The sequence below is a fragment of the Lactococcus sp. LG1267 genome, assembly GCF_017309545.1.
Lineage (GTDB): Bacteria > Bacillota > Bacilli > Lactobacillales > Streptococcaceae > Lactococcus > Lactococcus petauri.
The window spans coordinates 1,627,310-1,647,684 of sequence record NZ_CP071295.1 but is presented as its reverse complement, the minus strand read 5'-3'; the positions used below and the strand labels follow the sequence as shown (position 1 = coordinate 1,647,684).

The following is a 20,375-nucleotide window of genomic DNA, read 5'->3' as shown; positions in this document are numbered from 1 at the left end:
AATGAAAATCATTGAAAAAAATACAGAGATTTTTTCTCTGAAACAAATCTCTATCTGTTTTACTGAAATGAGCAGTCAAGAACAAGCTAAACTAGACAATCTTTTATACCGTGTAAGATCAAAAACTATCCTAGATAACCATGATGTACTGGCTTTTTTAACGATTTATGAATTGGAAGATTTGATTAAGGCTTGGCCGACTTCTCAGGAAAAATTGGATTTGGAGCGTATTTTTAAACGTCATCAGATCATTTGGTCAGGTCAGAATTTTTCTTTTGATTTGACTTTGGATCCGATTGTTTATTCTATTGTCAATGTTACACCAGATTCATTTTACGATGGTGCAAAACAAAATCTTAACTTGGATTTTATCCTGCAGCGTGTAGAACAGGATTTACAAGAGGGAGCACAAGTCATTGAGCTTGGTGGAAAGTCATCTCGTCCAGGATACGCAGATATTTCGCCAGAAGAAGAATGGCAACGTCTCGCTCAGCCCTTACAGAGTATCCGTAAGGCGTTTCCAGAAGCAGTTATCGCTATAGATACTGATGAAGCCTATGTTATGCGGCGTGTATTGGATGCAGGTGCAGATATTATTAATGACATTGATGGTTTCGATACACCTGAAAAACTACATCTGATGCAAGAATACCAGCCGGCTTTGGTTGCCATGAATAATGGTCGTGCAGGGATGAATTACGCAGATAACGTTTATCAAGAGATACCAGCATACTTTGCAGAGAAACAAAAAGAATTAAACCAATTTGATATTGCTGATGCACAAATCTGTGTAGATCCAGGAGTCGGTTTTTCAGGGGGGCCAACAGGGGTCGACTCTTTACAGCGTGTAAAAACGACTGAACTATTGACCAGCCTAGGTTTGCCTGTGATGATTGCAATCTCTCGTAAATCTTTCATGACCAATCTTCTAAATATGGAAGTAGATGAACGTCTGTTATCCACATTAATTCTTGAAAATCAAATGATGATGGATGGAGGACGTGTCCTCCGTGTACATGATGTCGCAGCAACGCACCGTTTAATTGAGAATTTTAAAATATACCAAAAATATTAATGTATAATGATTTGATACGTGAACTTTCAGTTTTAGAAAGTTCTAAAAAAAAAGAACAGGCAATTGATTTTTTAAGCAGCAGAAGAGGACTTAAAGGAAAGCAAAATCCTGATTTGCAATTATCAGCATCTGCTGTCGTTTTTAAAGGGAAGAAGATGTACTTTATCGAACATCCTTATCAAAAAGAACTTTTGCTTCCTGCTGGGCATGTTGAAGTGGGAGAAAAACCAAGTATGACAGCCGAGCGTGAGTTTCATGAAGAGACAGGCCTGACAGCTGTTGCACCGCGTCTTATAGACGTGAATCTTATTGATATTCCTTATAATGTGGTTAAAGATGAAAAAGCGCATCAGCATATCGATTTTCGTTATCTTCTTAAGCTTAAGGATGAGCCATCTGAGCTGGCAGAGTTGCCTGTTTTTTTGCTTTCAAAATCTGAGGCACCAGAGGAATTTAAAAAGTATTTTTTAGAAGGGAAGCAATCCTAAATATGACTATTGAAACAGCACTAGAGTGGATTCATTCTCGCCTTAAATTTAATATCCGCCCAGGATTGACTCGGATTGAAGCCTTACTTGAATTGCTTGGAAATCCTGAAAAAGAGTTGTCGATGCTCCACATTGCTGGGACAAATGGCAAGGGTTCAACAGTTGCTTTTACCAGAGGTATTCTGGAACAGTTAGGTTTGAATGTGGCTACCTTTACTAGTCCATTTATTTCATCTTTTGGTGAACGGATGTCGATTAATGGTCATCCAATACCAGATGAAAAACTCATCATGTATGTCGAGCAACTGAAACCGTTGGTAGAAGCAATGGATAAGAAAGAAAAGCTTGCTGGTATTACGGAATTTGAAATTATTACCGCGCTTGCTTTTCGTTACTTTGCAGATGAAAAAGTTGATGTTGCTTTGATTGAGGTTGGTTTAGGTGGACTTTTAGATAGTACAAATGTCATTCAACCTGTAGCTACAGCAATTACAACGATTGGCATGGATCATATGGATATCTTAGGGGATACCCTAGAGAAGATAGCTGCCCAAAAGGCAGGAATCATTAAGCCGAATACACCCTTGGTGACAGGGAAAATAGCAGACGAAGCTCTAGCTGTTATTGCGCAAACAGCTCAAAAAAATCAAGCACAGCATTACCAATATAGTATCGATTATCAGGTAGATATCCTTGAAAATGAGAGATTTAATTACAAGGATGATGAAATTCACTTGCTCAACTTAGAAAAATCCTTGCTTGGTCTTCATCAAATAGACAACGCAGCGCTTGCTGTTAAACTTACTATGATTTATGCGCATGAAGTAGGACTATCACTTTCAGAAGCAGCAATCAGAGAGGGCTTAAGAAAAACTTTCTGGCCAGCGCGCATGGAAGAAATCAGTCAGGAACCTCTAACAATACTTGATGGGGCTCATAATGTACATGCCATACAACGGCTCTTGGAAAACTTAAAAAATGAATTTTCAGGGCGTAAAATAACGATTCTTTTTTCAGCACTTATTACAAAAGATATTACCGAGATGATTAAAATGCTACAGACCGTTGATAACTCCAAGCTTATCTTAACAACTTTTGATTATCCCAAAGCTTTAAAATTAGAAGATTTTGCGCACTTAGAGAAAGAAAATGTGATGCTAGCAGAGGACTGGAAAAGTACGTATACAGCATTAAAAGAAAACTTAAAAGAAGAGGATGTGCTTTTAATGACAGGATCTTTATATTTCATGTCTCAAATTAGAGCATACATCTTAGAATTAGAGCAATAAGAATAAAAAATAAAGTCCATGATGGACTTCAGGAGGAAGAAAACTGTGATTGTTTTAGCAGGAACAATAGGAGCTGGGAAATCAAGCTTAGCCAAGGCTTTAGGTGAGCATCTTGGCACGGAAGTATTTTATGAGGCGGTAGATAATAATCCTGTGCTTGATTTGTATTATCAAGACCCTAAAAAATATGCTTTCTTGTTACAAATCTATTTTTTAAACAAGCGTTTTGAATCGATTAAAATGGCCTATGCTCAAGAAAATAATGTCCTTGACCGCTCTATTTTTGAAGACGAGCTTTTCTTAACTCTAAACTATAAAAATGGTAATGTCACTAAAACAGAATTAGAAATCTATCAGAGCCTACTCAGTAATATGCTTGAAGAGATGGAAGGAATGCCTAAAAAACGGCCTGATTTACTTGTCTATATTGACGTAAGTTTTGAAACAATGCTTTCCCGAATTGCTCAACGTGGTCGTAGTTTCGAACAGATTGACGATCAGCCTGAATTAAAAGCATATTACCATCAAGTCCATGAAGAATACCCAACTTGGTATGAAAATTATGAGGTGTCGCCTAAAATACGTATTAACGGAGATACGCTTGACTTCGTTAATAATGCAGAAGACCTTGAAAAGGTACTTACTGAGATCGATAAAGCACTCTTCAAACTACAAAAAAAGTAAATCGTAAGATTTACTTTTTTTGAGCATTCAACTATACCAATTAAAGATTTATTATTCTTGACAAATACAAAACATTGTATTATCATATTCTTATTGACGAAAAATAAAGAAAAAGCTAACTATACCAATTAGCTTATGGAGAATTTAATATGTGTGGTATCGTAGGAGTTGTCGGAAATCGTAATGCAACAGACATTCTAATGCAAGGTCTTGAAAAACTTGAATACCGTGGTTATGATTCAGCAGGAATCTTCGTTGCTGATGATAGTGCCGGACAAGCGAATCTTGTAAAATCTGTAGGTCGCATTGCAGATTTAGAGGCAAAAACAGGTGATAACGTCACAGGATCAACAGGGATTGGTCATACACGTTGGGCGACCCATGGTAAACCAACTGAAGATAACGCGCATCCTCATACTTCTACTTCAGGACGTTTCGTTTTAGTACATAATGGTGTAATTGAAAACTTCTCAGAAATCAGAGAAGAATATCTCGCTAAAGATACATTTAAAGGGCAAACAGATACAGAAGTTGCTGTACATCTCATCGCTAAGTTTGCAGAAGAAGAAGGACTTTCTGTACTTGAAGCATTTAAAAAAGCACTCTCTATTATTGAAGGTTCTTATGCGTTTGCTCTTATGGATGCTGAAGCTGCTGATGTAGTCTATGTTGCGAAAAACAAATCTCCTTTACTTATCGGCTTGGGAGATGGATACAATATGGTGTGTTCTGATGCCATGGCGATGATTCGTGAAACATCTGAATTTATGGAAATTCATGACAAAGAACTGGTTGTCTTAACTAAAGATAAGGCAGAAGTCATGGATTATGAAGGAAATAAGATTGAGCGCCAAAGCTACACAGCAGAACTTGATCTTTCTGACATTGGTAAAGGAACATATCCTTACTACATGCTCAAAGAAATTGATGAACAACCAACTGTAATGCGTAAATTGGTTTCAACTTATACGGACCAAGATGGTCAATTAACTGTTGATGCGGATATTGTTAAAGCAGTCCAAGCAGCAGATCGTATTTACATCATCGCGGCGGGGACATCACTTCATGCAGGTTATGCTTCAAAACAAATCCTTGAAGAGCTAACAAATACACCAGTTGAGCTTGGCGTGGCTTCTGAGTGGGGCTATGGTATGCCATTATTGAGTAAAAACCCTTTGTTTATCTTCCTTTCACAATCTGGGGAAACAGCAGACAGCCGTCAGGTATTGGTAAAAGTAAATGAACTTGATCATCCAAGTTTAACGGTTACAAATGTTCCTGGCTCTACATTGTCACGTGAAGCAACATACACAATGTTAATCGGTGCTGGACCTGAAATTTCGGTTGCTTCTACAAAAGCTTACACTGGACAAATCGCAACGCTCGCCTTCTTAGCAAAAGCTGTAGGTGATGCAGACCAAAATCCTAAGTCACTTGCTTTTGACTTGGTTAAAGAAATTTCACTCGTAGCTCAATCTATCGAATCTACATTATCAGAAAAAGACGTGATTTCAGATGTTGTAGCCAAGCTTTTACCAGAAGCACGAAATGCCTTCTATATCGGTCGTAAACAAGATTATTTTGTTTCTATGGAAGCCAGCTTGAAATTAAAAGAGATTTCATATATCCAATGTGAAGGCTTTGCTGCTGGAGAACTCAAACACGGAACAATTTCCTTGATTGAAAATGGTACCCCTGTTATTGCCCTGATTTCAAATAACGAAGAAGTCGCAGCACATACACGTGGGAACGTTATGGAAACAGTGGCACGAGGGGCATCAGCAATTACAATTGTTGAAGAAGCTGTAGCGCGTGAAGATGATGACATCGTTATTAATAACGTTCACCCATATCTCTCAGCAATCTCAATGGTGGTACCAACACAGCTTATCGCTTACTACGCAACTGTTCAGCGTGGGTTGGATGTCGATAAACCACGTAATCTTGCTAAAGCCGTAACTGTTGAATGAAAATACATTAGATTATAGTTGAGTATTACTGGTGGACACATTTTGAAAGTAACTAGTGAGATATAATATTCATCTTAGTCTAATTAAGGAATAGTGTAGTAATATATTTCTTTTTATAGACATTACTATTAGGATAATTAAAAGATACTAAAAAAATGATCTACTTCTTTCTAATGCGACCTCAAAAGTTAGATGGTAAATTTAAAACTCCTTATGATTTGGAATTATAATCCAAATCATAAGGAGTTTTCTTATGTTGAATGTTTTTTTACTATGACAATGCTGGACTAGTGTAAAATTAACTATGTCACACTGTAAGTGAAAAGCCACTGAATATATAGGATATATATCTAAATAATGTATTCTATAATTTTTACGGCCATTATAATCATTCGTTTATTCGTTAATTTAACATCTTGTAAGTAATCAACCTGTTGAGGATGAGGATATCCATTGTAATCCGGATTGGTTTCTTTTTATGACGCATATTAATCAGTTAGAAAATCAGACTTTTCTATACCACTGTTTGCTATAAAGAATAAATTATTATTAAAACGTAAGGCATGTACTCCAAAACATTGTCTTTATTCATTTTTAGATAAAATTGAAAATACAAATCATTTACTCGCTTAATATAGGGCAGATAAGCATGTTTTAAATGCTTCGCCTGAAGACCTGACTCGTCTTCAAGTTTACTCTGAGTATAAATTATAAAGCAAGTCAATTAAGAAAATAGTTGTATGCTCGTCTAAGTATGCAGGAAGGATATTTTGGGATTTAAGAGTTTAAAATCTTCTAGATGAATTAAGACTTAGTAGTAAGGTGTCCTAACTTATGACTTCTTATAATAAGTCATAAGTTAGAAAATTTTCAACCACATAATCTTCTAGCTCGGTCTCATCAGCATGACTAAGAAGAGCCGATTTTAAAATTTTTCTATAAGTTCTAATGACGATGGTTATAAGGATTGTCTTTGAGTAAATGATTGGAGAGGAGTGTTCATCTTTCTTATAAATTTTTGGAGTAAGAAGGAAGTACAACGTAATCAAAAGATTTGATACTTGCTTACTCCTCATTACAAGCTGCAAGATGGGGAGAGCCACGGCACGAGAATTTTCATTATGGTGAGACTTTTATTAAGAGTTGAACGAGACATTCAATTTTTCCAAAATTATCAAACTCTTAATCGTTCCGTTTCTCGTACTAAAGGCTTCCGCGCGACCTTTAATTTGCGCGGGCCTAAATGGATAATAATTGGTATAAAAGTTACCATACTTTAGTATGTTACCTGAAACTTCCACTAAATACATCTTTCCTAAACCGACTTTTTGAGTGATTTATGACAATTTTATATGTCAATCTAAATTTCATTAAGTACTCCTCAAGTTCAAAAAAAGTATTATTTAAACATTGAAAAGGGTGGGATACATCCTGTCTATTGTAAGATGAATATATTTCATGCGTGAGTATCTCTGAATATATAAGGAAATACTTACTTTCTTTGAAAATGTCACCAATTCGAGTGATTAGCTTAAGATTTTCTTTCTAATCGATTTGGTAGGATAAAGAAGAAAAAGTTTCTATTCGAACTGCTGTTTTCTTTAGGTGATTGTTTCGCCGTTGTTTAACGAAACGATTAACGGTATCATAGCAGCATTAATAGTTCTTTTAAATACAAATTTATACACTTGAAGTTTATGATTTAATTTCGATTATTAAATATAAGAGATTGATTTTTTCCATTTTATGAAGAGTATATATGAAGTTTAACAAAAACGAGAGACTAGTATACAATAAAAATTGTTATTGTATACTAAAGCATGTGCTATTAAAAAGATAAATACGCTTTTTATGATATTCTTCAATTGTGTGTTACAAAAACAGTACACTTAGGTTGTTGTTAAATGACTAAAAATGTGAATGCCTTTTTCTGCTTTAATAATTGTTATATTATGATATAATATAATTAGAAAAAGTAACAAAAATGACTCGCATCAATAGGTATCATCATGTATTTCTTCTATGATGGTGCTACTAATTAGAAGGAGAATATTATGAGAAGAAAACTGTCAATTTATTTAAGTATACTTGTTCTGCTTATAAACTTTGTTCCAAATATAATTCAGGGCTTTAAAGTATTTGCAGATAGCTCCCCCACTACTTCAATAATTAATACAGATAATTTAGATATTTCCTATAATGTAAAAGAAGCGCAGAAAAACTATTATTGGGAAATAAATTATCAAATTAAAGAAAATCAAAAAGATGAAGAGCTCAAGTTAAAATTTCAATTTAATCATGACAAAGAAATTAATATTACTCCAGAAGAAGGATGGGCTAATATTAGTGATGACTATATCACCTCAGATTTTAAGAAAAGTGGTAAGGGAATCATTAGAGTTTCTTCAACCAAAGATATTACAAAGTTATCTATAAAAATACAAGCTGACTCTAGAAGTTTAATAGATAAAAAAATTACAGAAAATATACTTACTGAAGATGATAGTATCTCTCATGATCTCATCATTCCAAGTACAGAAGAAAGTTCAACAGAGTCAAGTACAGAAGAAAGTTCAACAGAGCCAAGTACAGAAGAAAGTTCAACAGAGTCAAGTACAGAAGAAAGTTCAACAGAGCCAAGTACAGAAGAAAGTTCAACAGAGTCAAGTACAGAAGAAAGTTCAACTGCATCGACTATTTATCCTTCAAATTTTGGATCAAAAGCAACGTTAGCTTCCAATTTAAGAAACTATTCTAACATTGTTCCTGATTATACTACTGATGATAAGGGAACGTTTCCGACATACTCTTGGATTCCTACTGACAATACCACAGTAATTAATCATCAAGGGAAGGGTGCCAGTTCAAATCAATGGGATGGAGTTAAAAGTTGGAATGGCGATCCTGATAACAATACAGATTCATATATTGAATATGCTGGCGAAAAGAATCTTGTAGACTTTGCAATAAGAAAATATGCAAAAGAAACAACCACCCCCGGATTATATGACGTTTATCTGAATGTCAAAGGCAATGAACAAAACCCAATAAAACCAATTGATATTGTTTTAGTGATAGATATGTCAGGCTCTATGAAAGGGGAAAAGGCATTAGCTGTTCAAAAAGGTGTTAGCGATTTTTTAACTAACATACAGAAAACGGCCTACTCTAAATATGTCAATGTTGGAGTTGTAGGTTATTCAAGCCCGGCTAATTCAGGATATGAGACTACCAATTTTACTATTAATATTGATAACCTATCATCTTCTAACCATGTAAATTCTATCAACGAAGCCTTATCTCAACCTTATCAGGGAGGAACCTTTACACAACTTGGTATTCGTAAAGGCACTGATATGTTGGAAGAAGATACTAATGATCATCAAAAAATGATGATTGTACTGACTGATGGGGTTCCAACATTTAGTTATAAGGTAAATTCAGCTTCTAAAATCAATAATGTAATATATGGGGAAACATTTGCAAGTTCTCGAAACGAACCAGGTAACACTTCAAAGATTCTGCCGTCGTATTCTGTTACTGATATTAATGGGGGAGAGCTTCAAATTAAAGATACTTGGGCAGCTACCTTGGGAGAAGCAAAAAAATCTAAGAGTAAGGGTAATGAAATTCATACGCTCGGTATACAATTAGATAAAGATAATGAGTATCTTACTAAAGAAGAGGTAAGAAGTAGAACAAGTTTAATAGCTTCAGATGGATTATATCAAGATGCAGACAATGCTTCAGAGATTACAGAATATTTAGTTAGTCAAGCGGATGATATATTGAACAGATTTAATACTATTAACAATGGATCTATTGAAGATCCTCTTGGCTCTCAATTTACATACCAAGGAACGACTGCTGATGTAAGAAGTGTCGGATCCAGCCAGATTTCTGAAGATTATTTGCCAAAAGTAGAGATAGGAAATAGAGAATTAAATGCTTCAAATCTCAATATTGGTAAAAATCAAGAAATTCAAATACATTATCAAGTTCATTTGAATACCGAAAAAAATGATTTTGTACCTAACAGATGGTACCCTCTTAATGGGAAGACAACGTTAACTCCAAATGAAAATATTCCTGATAATAAAGTAGAATTTGGTGTACCATCGGCTAAAGGAGAAGGAATAAATTTAACCTTCAATAAAGAATGGGAAGAGTATAATGGAGATACATCTAGTCGCCCATCAAGTGTTACCTACGAAGTGACTAGGAGTCAACTAACTAGTCCAGATGCCTGGAAAACAGGATATATTAATGTTGAAGGAACAAAAGAGCAAGACACGTGGTCAAAAGATACTAATCAGTTAGCAATTCAAAAAGATGGTCAGCCTGAGTTATGGCTTCCAAAATATAATGCACAGGGTGAAAAATTTAAATATACAATTTCAAATGAAATTTCTGTTCCAGGATACAATAGCGAAAAAGTTGATGATACTACGTATAAAAATGTTAAACAATTTCAACCCCTTTCTCTTGAAGTAACTAAAGAAGATGGAAATGGGAAAAAGTTATCAGGTGCAGAATTTGAACTTAAAGATATTAATGACAACATCATTCCCGTTTTAAAAAATCCTAATGGTAGTATATTTACTTTTGATAATTTAAGTATCGGGAAATATACTCTTGAAGAAATTAAAGCTCCCGAAGGCTATGTTGTGCTTAAGCAAAAAATAGTAGTTGAAATTAAAGATGATGGTTCCGTATTTGTGGATAATCGTCAAGTTAGTGTAGAGGGTAATTTAATTAAACTGATTGTAAATAACCAACAAAAAGGAATGCTACCATCCACTGGTGGGAAAGGTCCGATAATGTATTGGATAGTAAGTGGTATCTTATTTATTCTATTACTCATTATAGGAAGTATCTATTTGTTAAAAAGGAGGGCTAATCGATAAAAGAATTTTATAGAAAAGATGAACGATTTGGATTTGTGACTAAATACGGTATTACACGTAATTTAATGAGGAGAAAATTATGAAAAAAAATACGAACATGCTGGTACAACTATTTATTACATTTTTAGCTGTATTATCCATAATAGCTATACCTACTATTAAATCAGTATTTGCTGAAGATATGACTAACTTTGACAAGAAAGAAAAAGTTAGCGTGACTATAAATAAAAGAATTTGGACTGATGAAACTCCTGATGAAGTCCAGAATACTGGTGAAGAAATGCCAGACTTTGGTGGAGAGCCATTAAATGGAGCTGAATTTACAGTTTATGATGTGACAGATAAATATTACGAATTATCTGAAGAAGAGGGGAGTGATCAAAAAAAGGTAGTAGAAGCAATTCAAGCTGATGCAGCTCAAAGCGCACCTTCTTATGCAACAAAAATTGATTCCAAAGTAACAACTGGTCAAGGACAAGCAACTTTTACTAATTTAGATATTAAAAATGCGTCGAATAGATACCATGTCTACTTATTCTTAGAAACTAAAACACCTAATAATGTAACTGTTACAAAGAAATCAACACCGATTGTTTTGGCCATGCCTATTTACAAAGTGGATGCAAAACAAGAATTTACAGACGAACTCAATACAAATATTCAACTTTATCCTAAAAATGAAACAGCTACAGATACAAAAGAATTTACCAATGTTGATTCATTCGAAGAAGTTACAGTAGGAGATCAAACTTTTGCAAATGTAACGATTGGAGATATTCTAAGCTATAAACTAACAATCAATATTCCTGCTAATATAGGGGACAGTAATGCAGTTACAAGCTTCAAAATTCATGATAAACCGTCTGTCGGTTTAGCTCTTAAGGACGAAACAGTCGAAGTCGGAGATCTTCAAAAAGATGATGATTATACGATTGACTTTGCAGATGGTGGCTTTACAATTGCCTTGAATTTGGAAAGTGATAAGGTAAAAGCACTAGCAGGTCAAAAATTGGAACTCAATTATGATATGCAATTGACTGCAGAAGTAAATCCTGATGAGCTTCAAAACAATAAAGCAAGTGTTCAAATTAATGATGAACCTGAACAAGAAATTACTCCTCCAATGCCAGTCGGTACAGGTGGCTATAAATTTGTTAAAAAGGATTCTCGAACAGGGAAAGAGCTATCAGGAGCTGAATTTGTGGTAGCTAATGCAGATCAAACAAAATTTGCTAAATTCGCAGCTCAAAAGAACTTAAAAGGTGAGTACGTGTTTGAAAGCTGGGTAGATAGCAAAGCTGCTGCAAGTCGAGTAATTTCAGACGATAAAGGCTCTTTGAAGGTTATTGGATTGGTCAATGGCGAATATATTTTAAATGAAGTTAAAGCTCCATCTTCAGATTATGTGTTACTGAAAGATGGTACAATTACTTTCACAGTTGAACATGGACAATATGGCACTTCTGAATTAGAAGTAATGAACACTCCTAAAGGCTTACTTCCTTCTACGGGTGGTGTCGGAACATATACATTCTTAATTGTTGGAGTAATCATGATGGCCACAGCAGCCTTGCTAGTTAAGAAAAATAAAAAACAATTATAATTATATAATATTGAATAAGGTTGGGACTCCAGCCTTATTTAACTTTAAAGATTTATGTACTATAAAAATAGGAAATTTAAATGAAAAAAAGAAATTTAACAAAGGAGAAAAAAGAAAAAAATAATCTTTTTTTTAAGCTTGTTATGCTAATCCTTTTCATATCAGGACTGATAACTTTCTTATACCCATTTTTATCAGATGCCATGAATAACTTTCACGATCAGAGTATTATTGAAAGGTATCAGAAGGAGTATTCTTCCTTAAATAAGCAGCAACAAAAAGCTCGTCAAAAAGAATTACAATTAAAAAATGAGCAACTTTTAAAAAATAATAAATTGACAAATATTCCCGGTATGGGACTAGTTAAAGATCCTTTTGAGGAGGCGACAAAGGATGCTCGTGATCCAGGACAAGAATATTTTAAGAACCATATGCTTGGTGCAATATTTATTCCAAAAATTAAAGTAAGCTTACCAATATTTGACGAGACTAATGATCTATTACTTGATAAAGGCGCTACAGTACTTCAGGGAACATCTTTTCCTATAGGTGGTAAAGGAACTCATTCTGTAATCACAGGTCATAGCGGGTTACCAGAGAAAAAATTATTTACTGATTTAGAAAAATTGAAAAAAGGAGATGTATTTTATATTACAGTTGCTGGTAGTAAGCTTGCCTATCGTATTAGTAATTTTAAAAAAGTTCTACCAACCGATTTAGACAGTTTAAAAATAACAGAAAATATGGATCAAGTCACTTTAGTAACGTGTACTCCGTATATGGTTAATACTCATCGTCTGCTGGTGACAGGGCTCCGTATTCCTTATAATGAAGAAGATTTAGAAAAGCAAATAAATTCAACAAAAAAATATAATATATTAAAATTGGTAATAATTTTAATTTTAATTTTAATTTTTTTGTTAATAGTTATTTATAAAATATGGAAAATGGTAAAATCGTATTTAAACAATAAGGATTAAATTATTGAAAACAAATAATAAGTTATCTTGAAAAATTGGACCTTTGTTAGAAAGTACAAAAATTAGGGAGAGGTAATTGCATACTATTAACCTATATTGTTTATAATATCAATATAAACAAAAATTTCGTCACTATTTTTAGTCAAACCAGCAACCTTGCTAAGAGTGATAAAATTTATGTGACTGTGTTTCATAATTTCTATGAGTATCAAATGGTCAAAAATAAAGCTGTTAAGGGTGCATAGGTAGAAGTAGCTAATAGTGAAGTTAAGGGAGCACTAAGGCGTATGAGGGAAGTGTGAGCACAGTATATCGCCGTTTGATCAAAACAAGTCTTTTAAATGATAGTAGTAAGACAATGAATTTAAGTATGACCTAGAATGTACGCATAGATAATTTGATATCCAATTGGTAAATGTAATGGTAAAGAGGTGTAACACATATTAAAAATTTATTATAGAAAAAAGTGTAAATCCAGTCAAAAAGCTTTCATGTGGTTTGAACGTTATGGCATAGACTTTGAGAAGCGAGATATAAGTCAAATAACTGTGGATGATTTGCTAAAATTATTAACGCTAACGACAGAAGGGGTAAATGAATTAGTAAAAAATCCAGAAAGAATCAATCATAAAAATGAAGAAGAATTAGTAAAAGCATCAGATATGAATTTAAAAAATGCGCTGTACTACCTAAAAATGAATTCATTACTTTTTAAGACGCCAATTATTCTGGATGAAAATAACTACATAATTGGCTATAATTCTGATGAAATACGACGTTTTTTTCCGAGAGAGTATCGTAAATTTTTATCTGATTTATGATATTATGAAAAGATTGAGCAACTAATTAAAAAAAGCATGATTCAAAATCATGCTTTTTTCTGCACCTTGTCAAATATGATGTGTATGTAGATTTAATTTATTAAGAAACAGATAAACAGATGACTTTTTCGAATTCATAGAAAGCGTGCCTGAAAGTTTATCTGAGGATTTCAAAAGGAGCTGTTGTTATCTATTTAAATACAAGTAGTGTAGTCTTGTTTCGCTATATTGGCCCCTCTCTAGGATAAGAAAAACCTTTGCAAACTCATCAAGTGTGTTCCTTCTGGCTTTGGTTGTTTTTACCACCTCAGAAAAAGATTTTACTCCAACAGATACTTGTTAAACGCAACTAAAAAACCGTCTTAGGACAATTTTTTACACACTAATGTAACTCTTTTTTTACAATTACCACTACATAGTTGGTAGAACTCTTTATTTTACGTCATTATTTGACATAAAGAATAATAAGGTTTGAAGTTCTTTCGTTAAGTCAATTGACTGAACAACGATATCTTCTGGAACTTGTAAGCGCAAAGGTGAAAAATTAAGGATACCCCGGATACCTGACTTAACTAGTATATCTGCAACTTCTTGAGCGTTCTCTTTATTTACAGAAATAATTGCTGTTTTAATTTTTGAATCTTTAATATTTTTAGAGAAGTCAGCGATGTCGTAGATAGGAACACCTGTAGAAGTCGTTGTACCAACGAGTGGATTTTCTGGAACATCGTAAGCTTGGGTAACGCGCATTTTATTACGGTTTTGGAATTCATAATTGATAAGAGCACGTCCAAGGTTACCGACTCCTACGAGTGCGATATGTGTTTCCTGATCTTGTCCGAGCAATTCTCCAAAGAAATCACGCAAAACACGGGTTTCATAACCATAACCTCGACGTCCTAGCTCACCAAAGAGTGAAAAATCGCGACGAATCGTCGCCGCATCCACACCAATTTTTTCCGAAATAAGTTGTGAGTTGGTGCGTGTTACTTGTTCATCAACTAAAAGTTTGAACAAGCGATAATATTGAGGCAAACGTTTTGCAGTTGCCTTGGGCAGTTGTTTATTAACTTGGGAGCCAGCCATGTTATCTCCTTTACATAGTCTTTGTGAATATTTTACCTTTTTTAAGGGGAGGTTGTCAAACAATTCTTTCTGGAATTATGCGGTTGAAGAAAGTTTGTGAAAAAATCGAATAAAATTTAACAAAGAAAAAGAGAGCAGCTCTCTTTTCACTTCAATTTATTTTTTCATTTAGTCCATCGAGTAAGCGAATCAATTCTTTCAAATCTGAATTGAGCAGTGTACTTCTTAAATAGGCATATTGAACATGAAAAATTTGCTTATCTTCAGGTATTAGTGGTATCTTTATAAGACTATTCATATCAGCAAATGGAAGAAAATCAGTCATTAAAGTTATACCAACATTTGAGTTGACAAGTTGCCCAATAGTATGGATATCCGAAAAATTAAAGAGAACGTTTGCTTTTTTCTTGTATTTTTCATTCAAATTTTGGAAAGCTTCCATATGGACAAAACTTTCATCAAGCAGGATAAACGGATAATCCAAAGCTTCTTTAAATGAAATTTCTGGCCGTGAGGCAAGCGGGCTATCTTTAGAGACAAAGATATAAAATTCACGTTTATAAAGTAGTTTCACAAAAAGGTTGGAATGCATCAGAGGAGCAATGCTGCCTATAAGGCTAAAATCGATTGTACCAGAGATGAGTTTGGCTAGAAGTTCTTCCGAACCGCCAGATACTAAGTCAAACTTAGATAAGAAACTAATTGCATCCTTATCATTTAAAAGCTGGGCTAGGATTTTTGCTCGAATTATAGGAGGGAAACCAATATGATTTTGATGATTTTTAGAATGCTCGATGGCTCTTTGCGTTAGTGCCAACTCTTCTAAAATACTTTCGATATGAATCTTCAATATTTTTCCTTCATCTGTCAGGATAACTGTCCGGTGGGAAGGATCTTTATATATTAAGTTACAGTTATAATATTGTTCCAATCTCTTTACGGCATAGGTAATTGTCGGCTGACTTACCCCAAATTGATTGGAAACAGCGGTAAAAGACAATAAGTATCCTAAGGCATTAAAATACTCGAAATCATGCAAGTTCATTAGTCTAAACGCTCCTTTGACCCTTATATTCTATCACAAGTTTAGTAATTTGTTATAAATAATATTTATCGTAACCCAAAGGTTTGACTATAATTTTTTATAAGTATTAAAATACATCTTGTAAGAATTTCTTATAGGAATAATAAATTTGGAGGACGTACGAATGCGTGCACATGAAATCTTAAACAACCCTTTTTTAAATAAAGGAACAGCATTTACTATGGAAGAACGTAAGGAACTTGGCTTAATCGGTCTTTTGCCACCTTATATTCAAACACTTGAAGAACAAGCAGAACAAACTTACCAACATTACTTGGAAAAACCATCTGATTTGGAAAAACGTCATTTCTTGATGGAAATCTTCAATACAAACCGTACTTTGTTCTACTATTTGTTTAACCAACATATCGTAGAGTTTAACCCTATCGTATATGATCCAGTTATTGCTGAAACTATCGAAAACTACAGCCGTCTATTTGTAGATCCCCAATATGCTGCATATCTTGATATTAATCATCCAGAAAATATTCAAGAAACATTGAAAAACGCAGCGGGTAATCGCAATATCCGTCTGATTGTTGTGACAGATGCTGAAGGTATTCTCGGTATTGGCGACTGGGGTACACAAGGCGTGGATATTTCTGTAGGTAAATTAATGGTTTATACTGCAGCAGCAGGTATTGATCCAGCATCAGTTCTGCCAATCGTTATTGATGCAGGTACTAACCGTAAAGAACTCTTGGAAGACTCAATGTACCTTGGAAATCGTCACGCACGTGTTTATGGTGACCAATATTACGACTTTGTTGACCAGTTTGTGGAAACTGCTGAAGCAATGTTCCCTAAACTCTACTTACACTGGGAAGACTTTGGACGTTCAAATGCTGCAAATATCTTGAACAAATACAAAAAAGAAATTCCAACTTTCAATGATGATATTCAAGGAACTGGTATTGTTGTTTTAGGTGGTATCTTTGGTTCACTTGATATCACAGGTGAAAAATTAACGGATCAAGTTTACCTCTGCTACGGTGGTGGCTCTGCTGGTGCAGGAATTGCTGCCCGTGTTCATGCGGAGATGGTAAGCGAAGGACTTTCAGAAGAAGAAGCTTACAACCATTTCTTCATAATGGACAAACAAGGTTTGCTCTTTGATGATATGGAAGACTTGACCCCAGCACAAAAACCATTTGCTAAAAAACGTGCAGATTTTACAAATGCTGGTGATATGACTGACTTAGCTAGTGCTATCAAAACAGTTAAAGCTACTATCTTGGTTGGTACTTCAACTGATGCTGGTGCGTTTACCAAAGAAGTTGTTGAAGCAATGTGTGCCAACACTGAACGTCCAGTAATTTTCCCAATCTCAAACCCTACTAAAAAATTGGAAGCAACTGCTGAGCAAGTAATTACATGGTCTGAAGGTAAAGCCTTTGTTGCAACAGGTATACCTTCAGGAACTGTGTCTTATAAAGGCGTTGACTACCAAATCGGTCAAGCAAATAATGCTTTGATTTATCCTGGTTTGGGTCTTGGTATGTTGGCTTCAGAAGCATCACTTCTTACTGACGAAATGATTGGTGCTGCTGCGCACTCATTGAGCGGACTTGTTGATCCAGGTGCTGCTGGTGCTCCTGTACTTCCTCCATTTGAATATGTCGCTGATGTTTCAATCAAAGTTGCAGAAGCAGTAGCCAAAAAAGCTCAAGAGCAAGGCTTAGCACAAGCTCAAGAAAAAGATATGGTGAAAGCCGTTCGCGAGATGAAATGGTATCCTAAATACTAAGAGGTTAATGGATTAAAATGAAAAAATTAAAAGAAATAAAAATTTCAGGAATAAGTCTTCCTCTCTATGCCTTTTTTATGATTGTACTGGCAGTGACGATAGGTTTAGGGAAATTGCCACTTAACATGGTGGGTATTACTCTCCTATTAGTACTATTAGGGCACTTACTTTACTTTATCGGTGAAAAATTACCCATTATGAATTCATATTTGGGTGGTGGATCAGTTTTTACTTTGTTAGGTGCAACTCTCTTATCCTATTTCCATATTATTCCCGCAAATGTGATTGATGCAGTAGGTAAATTTATGGGTAGTCAGTTTGGTTTCCTTGATTTCTATATTGCGGCCTTGATTTGTGGGTCGATCTTGGGAATGAACAGAAGTTTGCTTGTCAAAGCTTCAGCTAAATTTATCCCTGTTGCTTTGGTGACAATGGTTGTTGGTTTCTTCGCTGTTGGAGGTATGGGTGTCTTGCTTGGCAAAGGTTTTGCAGACTCTGTCATGTATATTTCAATGCCTATGATGTCTGGTGGTATGGGAGCCGGAATTACACCATTATCACAAATTTATGCTGATGGTTTAGCCAATGGGAACCAAACCGCAATTTTCTCTCAACTTGCTCCCGCAGTAACCTTTGGGAATATTATCGCCATCATTGGGGCACTTTCTATTTCTAAAATCTTTGCGAAATCAAAATACAATGGTCACGGAACCTTAGTTTCTGCGACAAAAGAAGAACTCGCAAAACCTAAAATTGAAATTGATGCAACCAAGATTGGTGTCGGTATGCTTTATGCCTTTACTCTACTCATGGTGGGTGTGATTTTAAACAAATTCTTCCCAAATATCCATGAATACGCCTTTATGATTATCATCGTCTTTGTTCTCAAAGCCTTTGATGCTGTACCAAAAGAGTTGGAAAAATCAGTGGTGATGTTTAACCAAATCATCATGACCAATCTTACACATGCGGTATTGGCAGGTATTGGTTTGGCATTGATTGATTTGACCACATTAGGTTCTGCTTTGACATGGCAATTTATTGTGCTTTGTCTGACAAGTGTTATCGCTATGGGCTTAACAAGCTGGTTCTTAGGCCTTGCCTTAGGTATGTACCCTGTCGAAACAGCTATCGGTGCTGGTATGATTAACAACTCTATGGGTGGAACAGGTAATATCGCTGTTCTCTCTGCCTCTGATCGTATGGAAATGATTGCCTTTGCACAAATGGCCAACCGTTTGTGTGGTGCCATTGTCCTCATCATGGGTGGTATACTCATACGCTTCTTTTACTAATTGATCCTCCAATCAAAGTAATATAATAACAAAATAATAATGAACTAAAACGAGGATCTGTAAAACTGGACTAATGTCAAATTTGTAGACAGAAAAAAGTGTTAATTGATTGAATTAAAGTAATTTTCTTCTTTCTGATTAGGAGTGAGTCCAAGATTAGCCGAATGTGGGTTGTAATTGTTATAAAAATTCTCAATATATTCAAAGCAATCTAATTGAACCTGTTTCATATTTTGATAATTTTTTCGGTTGATTTGTCTATGCTTCAAATACTTGAAAAATGCTTCAGTAACGGCATTATCATAAGGATATCCAGGCTTAGAAAAAGAATGCATGATATTATTGTCATCAATTATTTTTCTAAATTCAATGGCCTTAAATTGTGAACCTTGGTCAGAATGGAAGAGAAGTGTTCCTTCAATCTTTCTTTTATTAAGTGCTAATTCTAGAGTGTCACATGCTAACTTTGCATCGATACGATGACTGAGTTTCCAAGCAATACATTTTCTAGAGTAGAGATCAAGTATAGCGCAGAGATAGACATGTTTCTTATATCCGATAGAAATATAGGTGAAGTCTGTTGTCCATACTTGATTTGGTTGGTCAGGATTAAATTCTTGCTTGAGTAAGTTCTGAGGGTACGTTTTTTGAACTTCTTTAAGTGAGCGTTTTGGCTTAACGGTTGCCATTTTAGGGAGCGCCATATTCTTCATGAGACGGTAAATTCTTCCTTCAGAGATTTTTGTATCATAGTCTCTTTGAAGAATGACCTTGATAGACTTCACACCAAGTCTTTTGTTTGCTTTGGTATAAATTTGAAGTATTTGTTTTCTATAAATTTGATTATCCAGTTCTCTTTTTGAGGGCTTATGTTTTAAAAATTTATAGTAAGTAGAACGATTGACATGTAAAACACGACACAAGGTTGTTGTGGCGTGTTCAAAGCGTAACCGATAGACAGCGAGGAGTCTTACTTTAAGTTTTGCATGAATATGGCACTTGCTTTTTTTAAGATGAGGTTCTCCTCTTCAAGCTGTGCATTACGTTTTTGTAGGTCTTGTATTTGTTTGGCAGTAAGTACAGAATTATCTTCGAGTTTAACTTGAGAATACTGTTTGATCCATTTAGAAAGTGCTGTTTGAGATACACCATAGTCTTTACAGAGTTCAGACTGAGTTTTTCCAGTTTGATAAAGATTGACAAGGGATTGTTTGAATTCTTCATCGTAGCGTTTAGATTTTGACATAGGATGTCCTTTCGTTTTCATGTCTTTTAAAACAGATTATAACACATAAAGTTCTGTCTACTTTTATAGTATACATCCAAGATAAGCATATGATGTTTAG

Annotated in this window: 14 protein-coding genes; 11 read left to right on the top strand and 3 right to left on the bottom strand. The window is 34.7% G+C overall.

From position 1 onward, the window contains the following. Position 1: 1 nt before the first annotated feature. The 9 genes from folP to J0J33_RS07970 all read left to right on the top strand — a co-directional run bounded on the left by folP (position 2) and on the right by J0J33_RS07970 (position 13,817). Positions 2 to 1,075, top strand: coding sequence for a dihydropteroate synthase (gene folP / locus J0J33_RS08010; RefSeq protein ID WP_206887443.1), 1,074 nt, complete (start codon positions 2 to 4; stop codon positions 1,073 to 1,075). Then, entirely contained in the window at positions 1,075 to 1,563 is a 489-nt protein-coding gene (locus J0J33_RS08005; protein ID WP_165711668.1) for an NUDIX domain-containing protein, read from the top strand. Before folP ends, J0J33_RS08005 begins: the two co-directional genes overlap by 1 nt. 2 nt (positions 1,564 to 1,565) lie before the next feature. Next, positions 1,566 to 2,852: a folylpolyglutamate synthase/dihydrofolate synthase family protein gene (locus J0J33_RS08000; protein ID WP_206887441.1), complete on the top strand. Its 1,287-nt coding sequence runs from the start codon at positions 1,566 to 1,568 to the stop codon at positions 2,850 to 2,852. 45 nt (positions 2,853 to 2,897) lie between these two features. Continuing rightward, the gene (locus tag J0J33_RS07995) at positions 2,898 to 3,536 is read left to right on the top strand and encodes a deoxynucleoside kinase (protein ID WP_206887439.1); all 639 of its coding nucleotides are present in this window, start codon (positions 2,898 to 2,900) and stop codon (positions 3,534 to 3,536) included. A gap of 149 nt (positions 3,537 to 3,685) precedes the next feature. After that, complete coding sequence (gene glmS, locus J0J33_RS07990; protein ID WP_206887437.1) at positions 3,686 to 5,506, top strand: glutamine--fructose-6-phosphate transaminase (isomerizing); 1,821 nt, start codon at positions 3,686 to 3,688, stop codon at positions 5,504 to 5,506. A gap of 2,054 nt (positions 5,507 to 7,560) precedes the next feature. Next, on the top strand, positions 7,561 to 10,413 hold the full coding sequence (locus tag J0J33_RS07985; RefSeq protein ID WP_206921663.1) for a SpaA isopeptide-forming pilin-related protein: 2,853 nt from the start codon (positions 7,561 to 7,563) through the stop codon (positions 10,411 to 10,413). A 79-nt stretch (positions 10,414 to 10,492) separates the two neighbouring features. Then, positions 10,493 to 12,016, top strand: coding sequence for a SpaH/EbpB family LPXTG-anchored major pilin (locus tag J0J33_RS07980; RefSeq protein WP_206887435.1), 1,524 nt, complete (start codon positions 10,493 to 10,495; stop codon positions 12,014 to 12,016). Positions 12,017 to 12,096: 80 nt separating this feature from the next. Beyond that, positions 12,097 to 12,996, top strand: coding sequence for a class C sortase (locus tag J0J33_RS07975; RefSeq protein ID WP_240265694.1), 900 nt, complete (start codon positions 12,097 to 12,099; stop codon positions 12,994 to 12,996). 491 nt (positions 12,997 to 13,487) lie between these two features. Further along, on the top strand, positions 13,488 to 13,817 hold the full coding sequence (locus tag J0J33_RS07970) for an ArsC/Spx/MgsR family protein (protein WP_206887434.1): 330 nt from the start codon (positions 13,488 to 13,490) through the stop codon (positions 13,815 to 13,817). A 432-nt stretch (positions 13,818 to 14,249) separates the two neighbouring features. Here the strand turns inward: J0J33_RS07970 and J0J33_RS07965 are convergent, their stop codons facing one another. Continuing rightward, positions 14,250 to 14,903 (bottom strand): redox-sensing transcriptional repressor Rex, encoded by a 654-nt coding sequence (locus J0J33_RS07965; RefSeq protein ID WP_206887433.1) that lies wholly within the window; start codon positions 14,901 to 14,903, stop codon positions 14,250 to 14,252. A gap of 151 nt (positions 14,904 to 15,054) precedes the next feature. After that, complete coding sequence (locus J0J33_RS07960) at positions 15,055 to 15,948, bottom strand: LysR family transcriptional regulator (RefSeq protein ID WP_206887432.1); 894 nt, start codon at positions 15,946 to 15,948, stop codon at positions 15,055 to 15,057. Between the two features lie 163 nt (positions 15,949 to 16,111). On the opposite strand from J0J33_RS07960, the gene J0J33_RS07955 reads away from it, so the two are divergent. Together J0J33_RS07955 and J0J33_RS07950 are read left to right on the top strand one after the other, a co-directional pair. Then, positions 16,112 to 17,734 (top strand): malolactic enzyme, encoded by a 1,623-nt coding sequence (locus J0J33_RS07955; RefSeq protein WP_206887431.1) that lies wholly within the window; start codon positions 16,112 to 16,114, stop codon positions 17,732 to 17,734. A 17-nt stretch (positions 17,735 to 17,751) separates the two neighbouring features. Then, entirely contained in the window at positions 17,752 to 19,029 is a 1,278-nt protein-coding gene (locus J0J33_RS07950) for a 2-hydroxycarboxylate transporter family protein (protein WP_206921662.1), read from the top strand. A 101-nt stretch (positions 19,030 to 19,130) separates the two neighbouring features. On the opposite strand, the gene J0J33_RS07945 is transcribed toward J0J33_RS07950, so the two are convergent. Continuing rightward, positions 19,131 to 20,275 (bottom strand): IS3 family transposase gene (locus tag J0J33_RS07945; protein ID WP_206889150.1). Its coding sequence is split into 2 segments (ribosomal slippage): positions 19,131 to 20,044 and positions 20,044 to 20,275, totalling 1,146 coding nucleotides; the frame shifts between segments, so codons are not numbered across the junction. Positions 20,276 to 20,375: the final 100 nt, after the last annotated feature.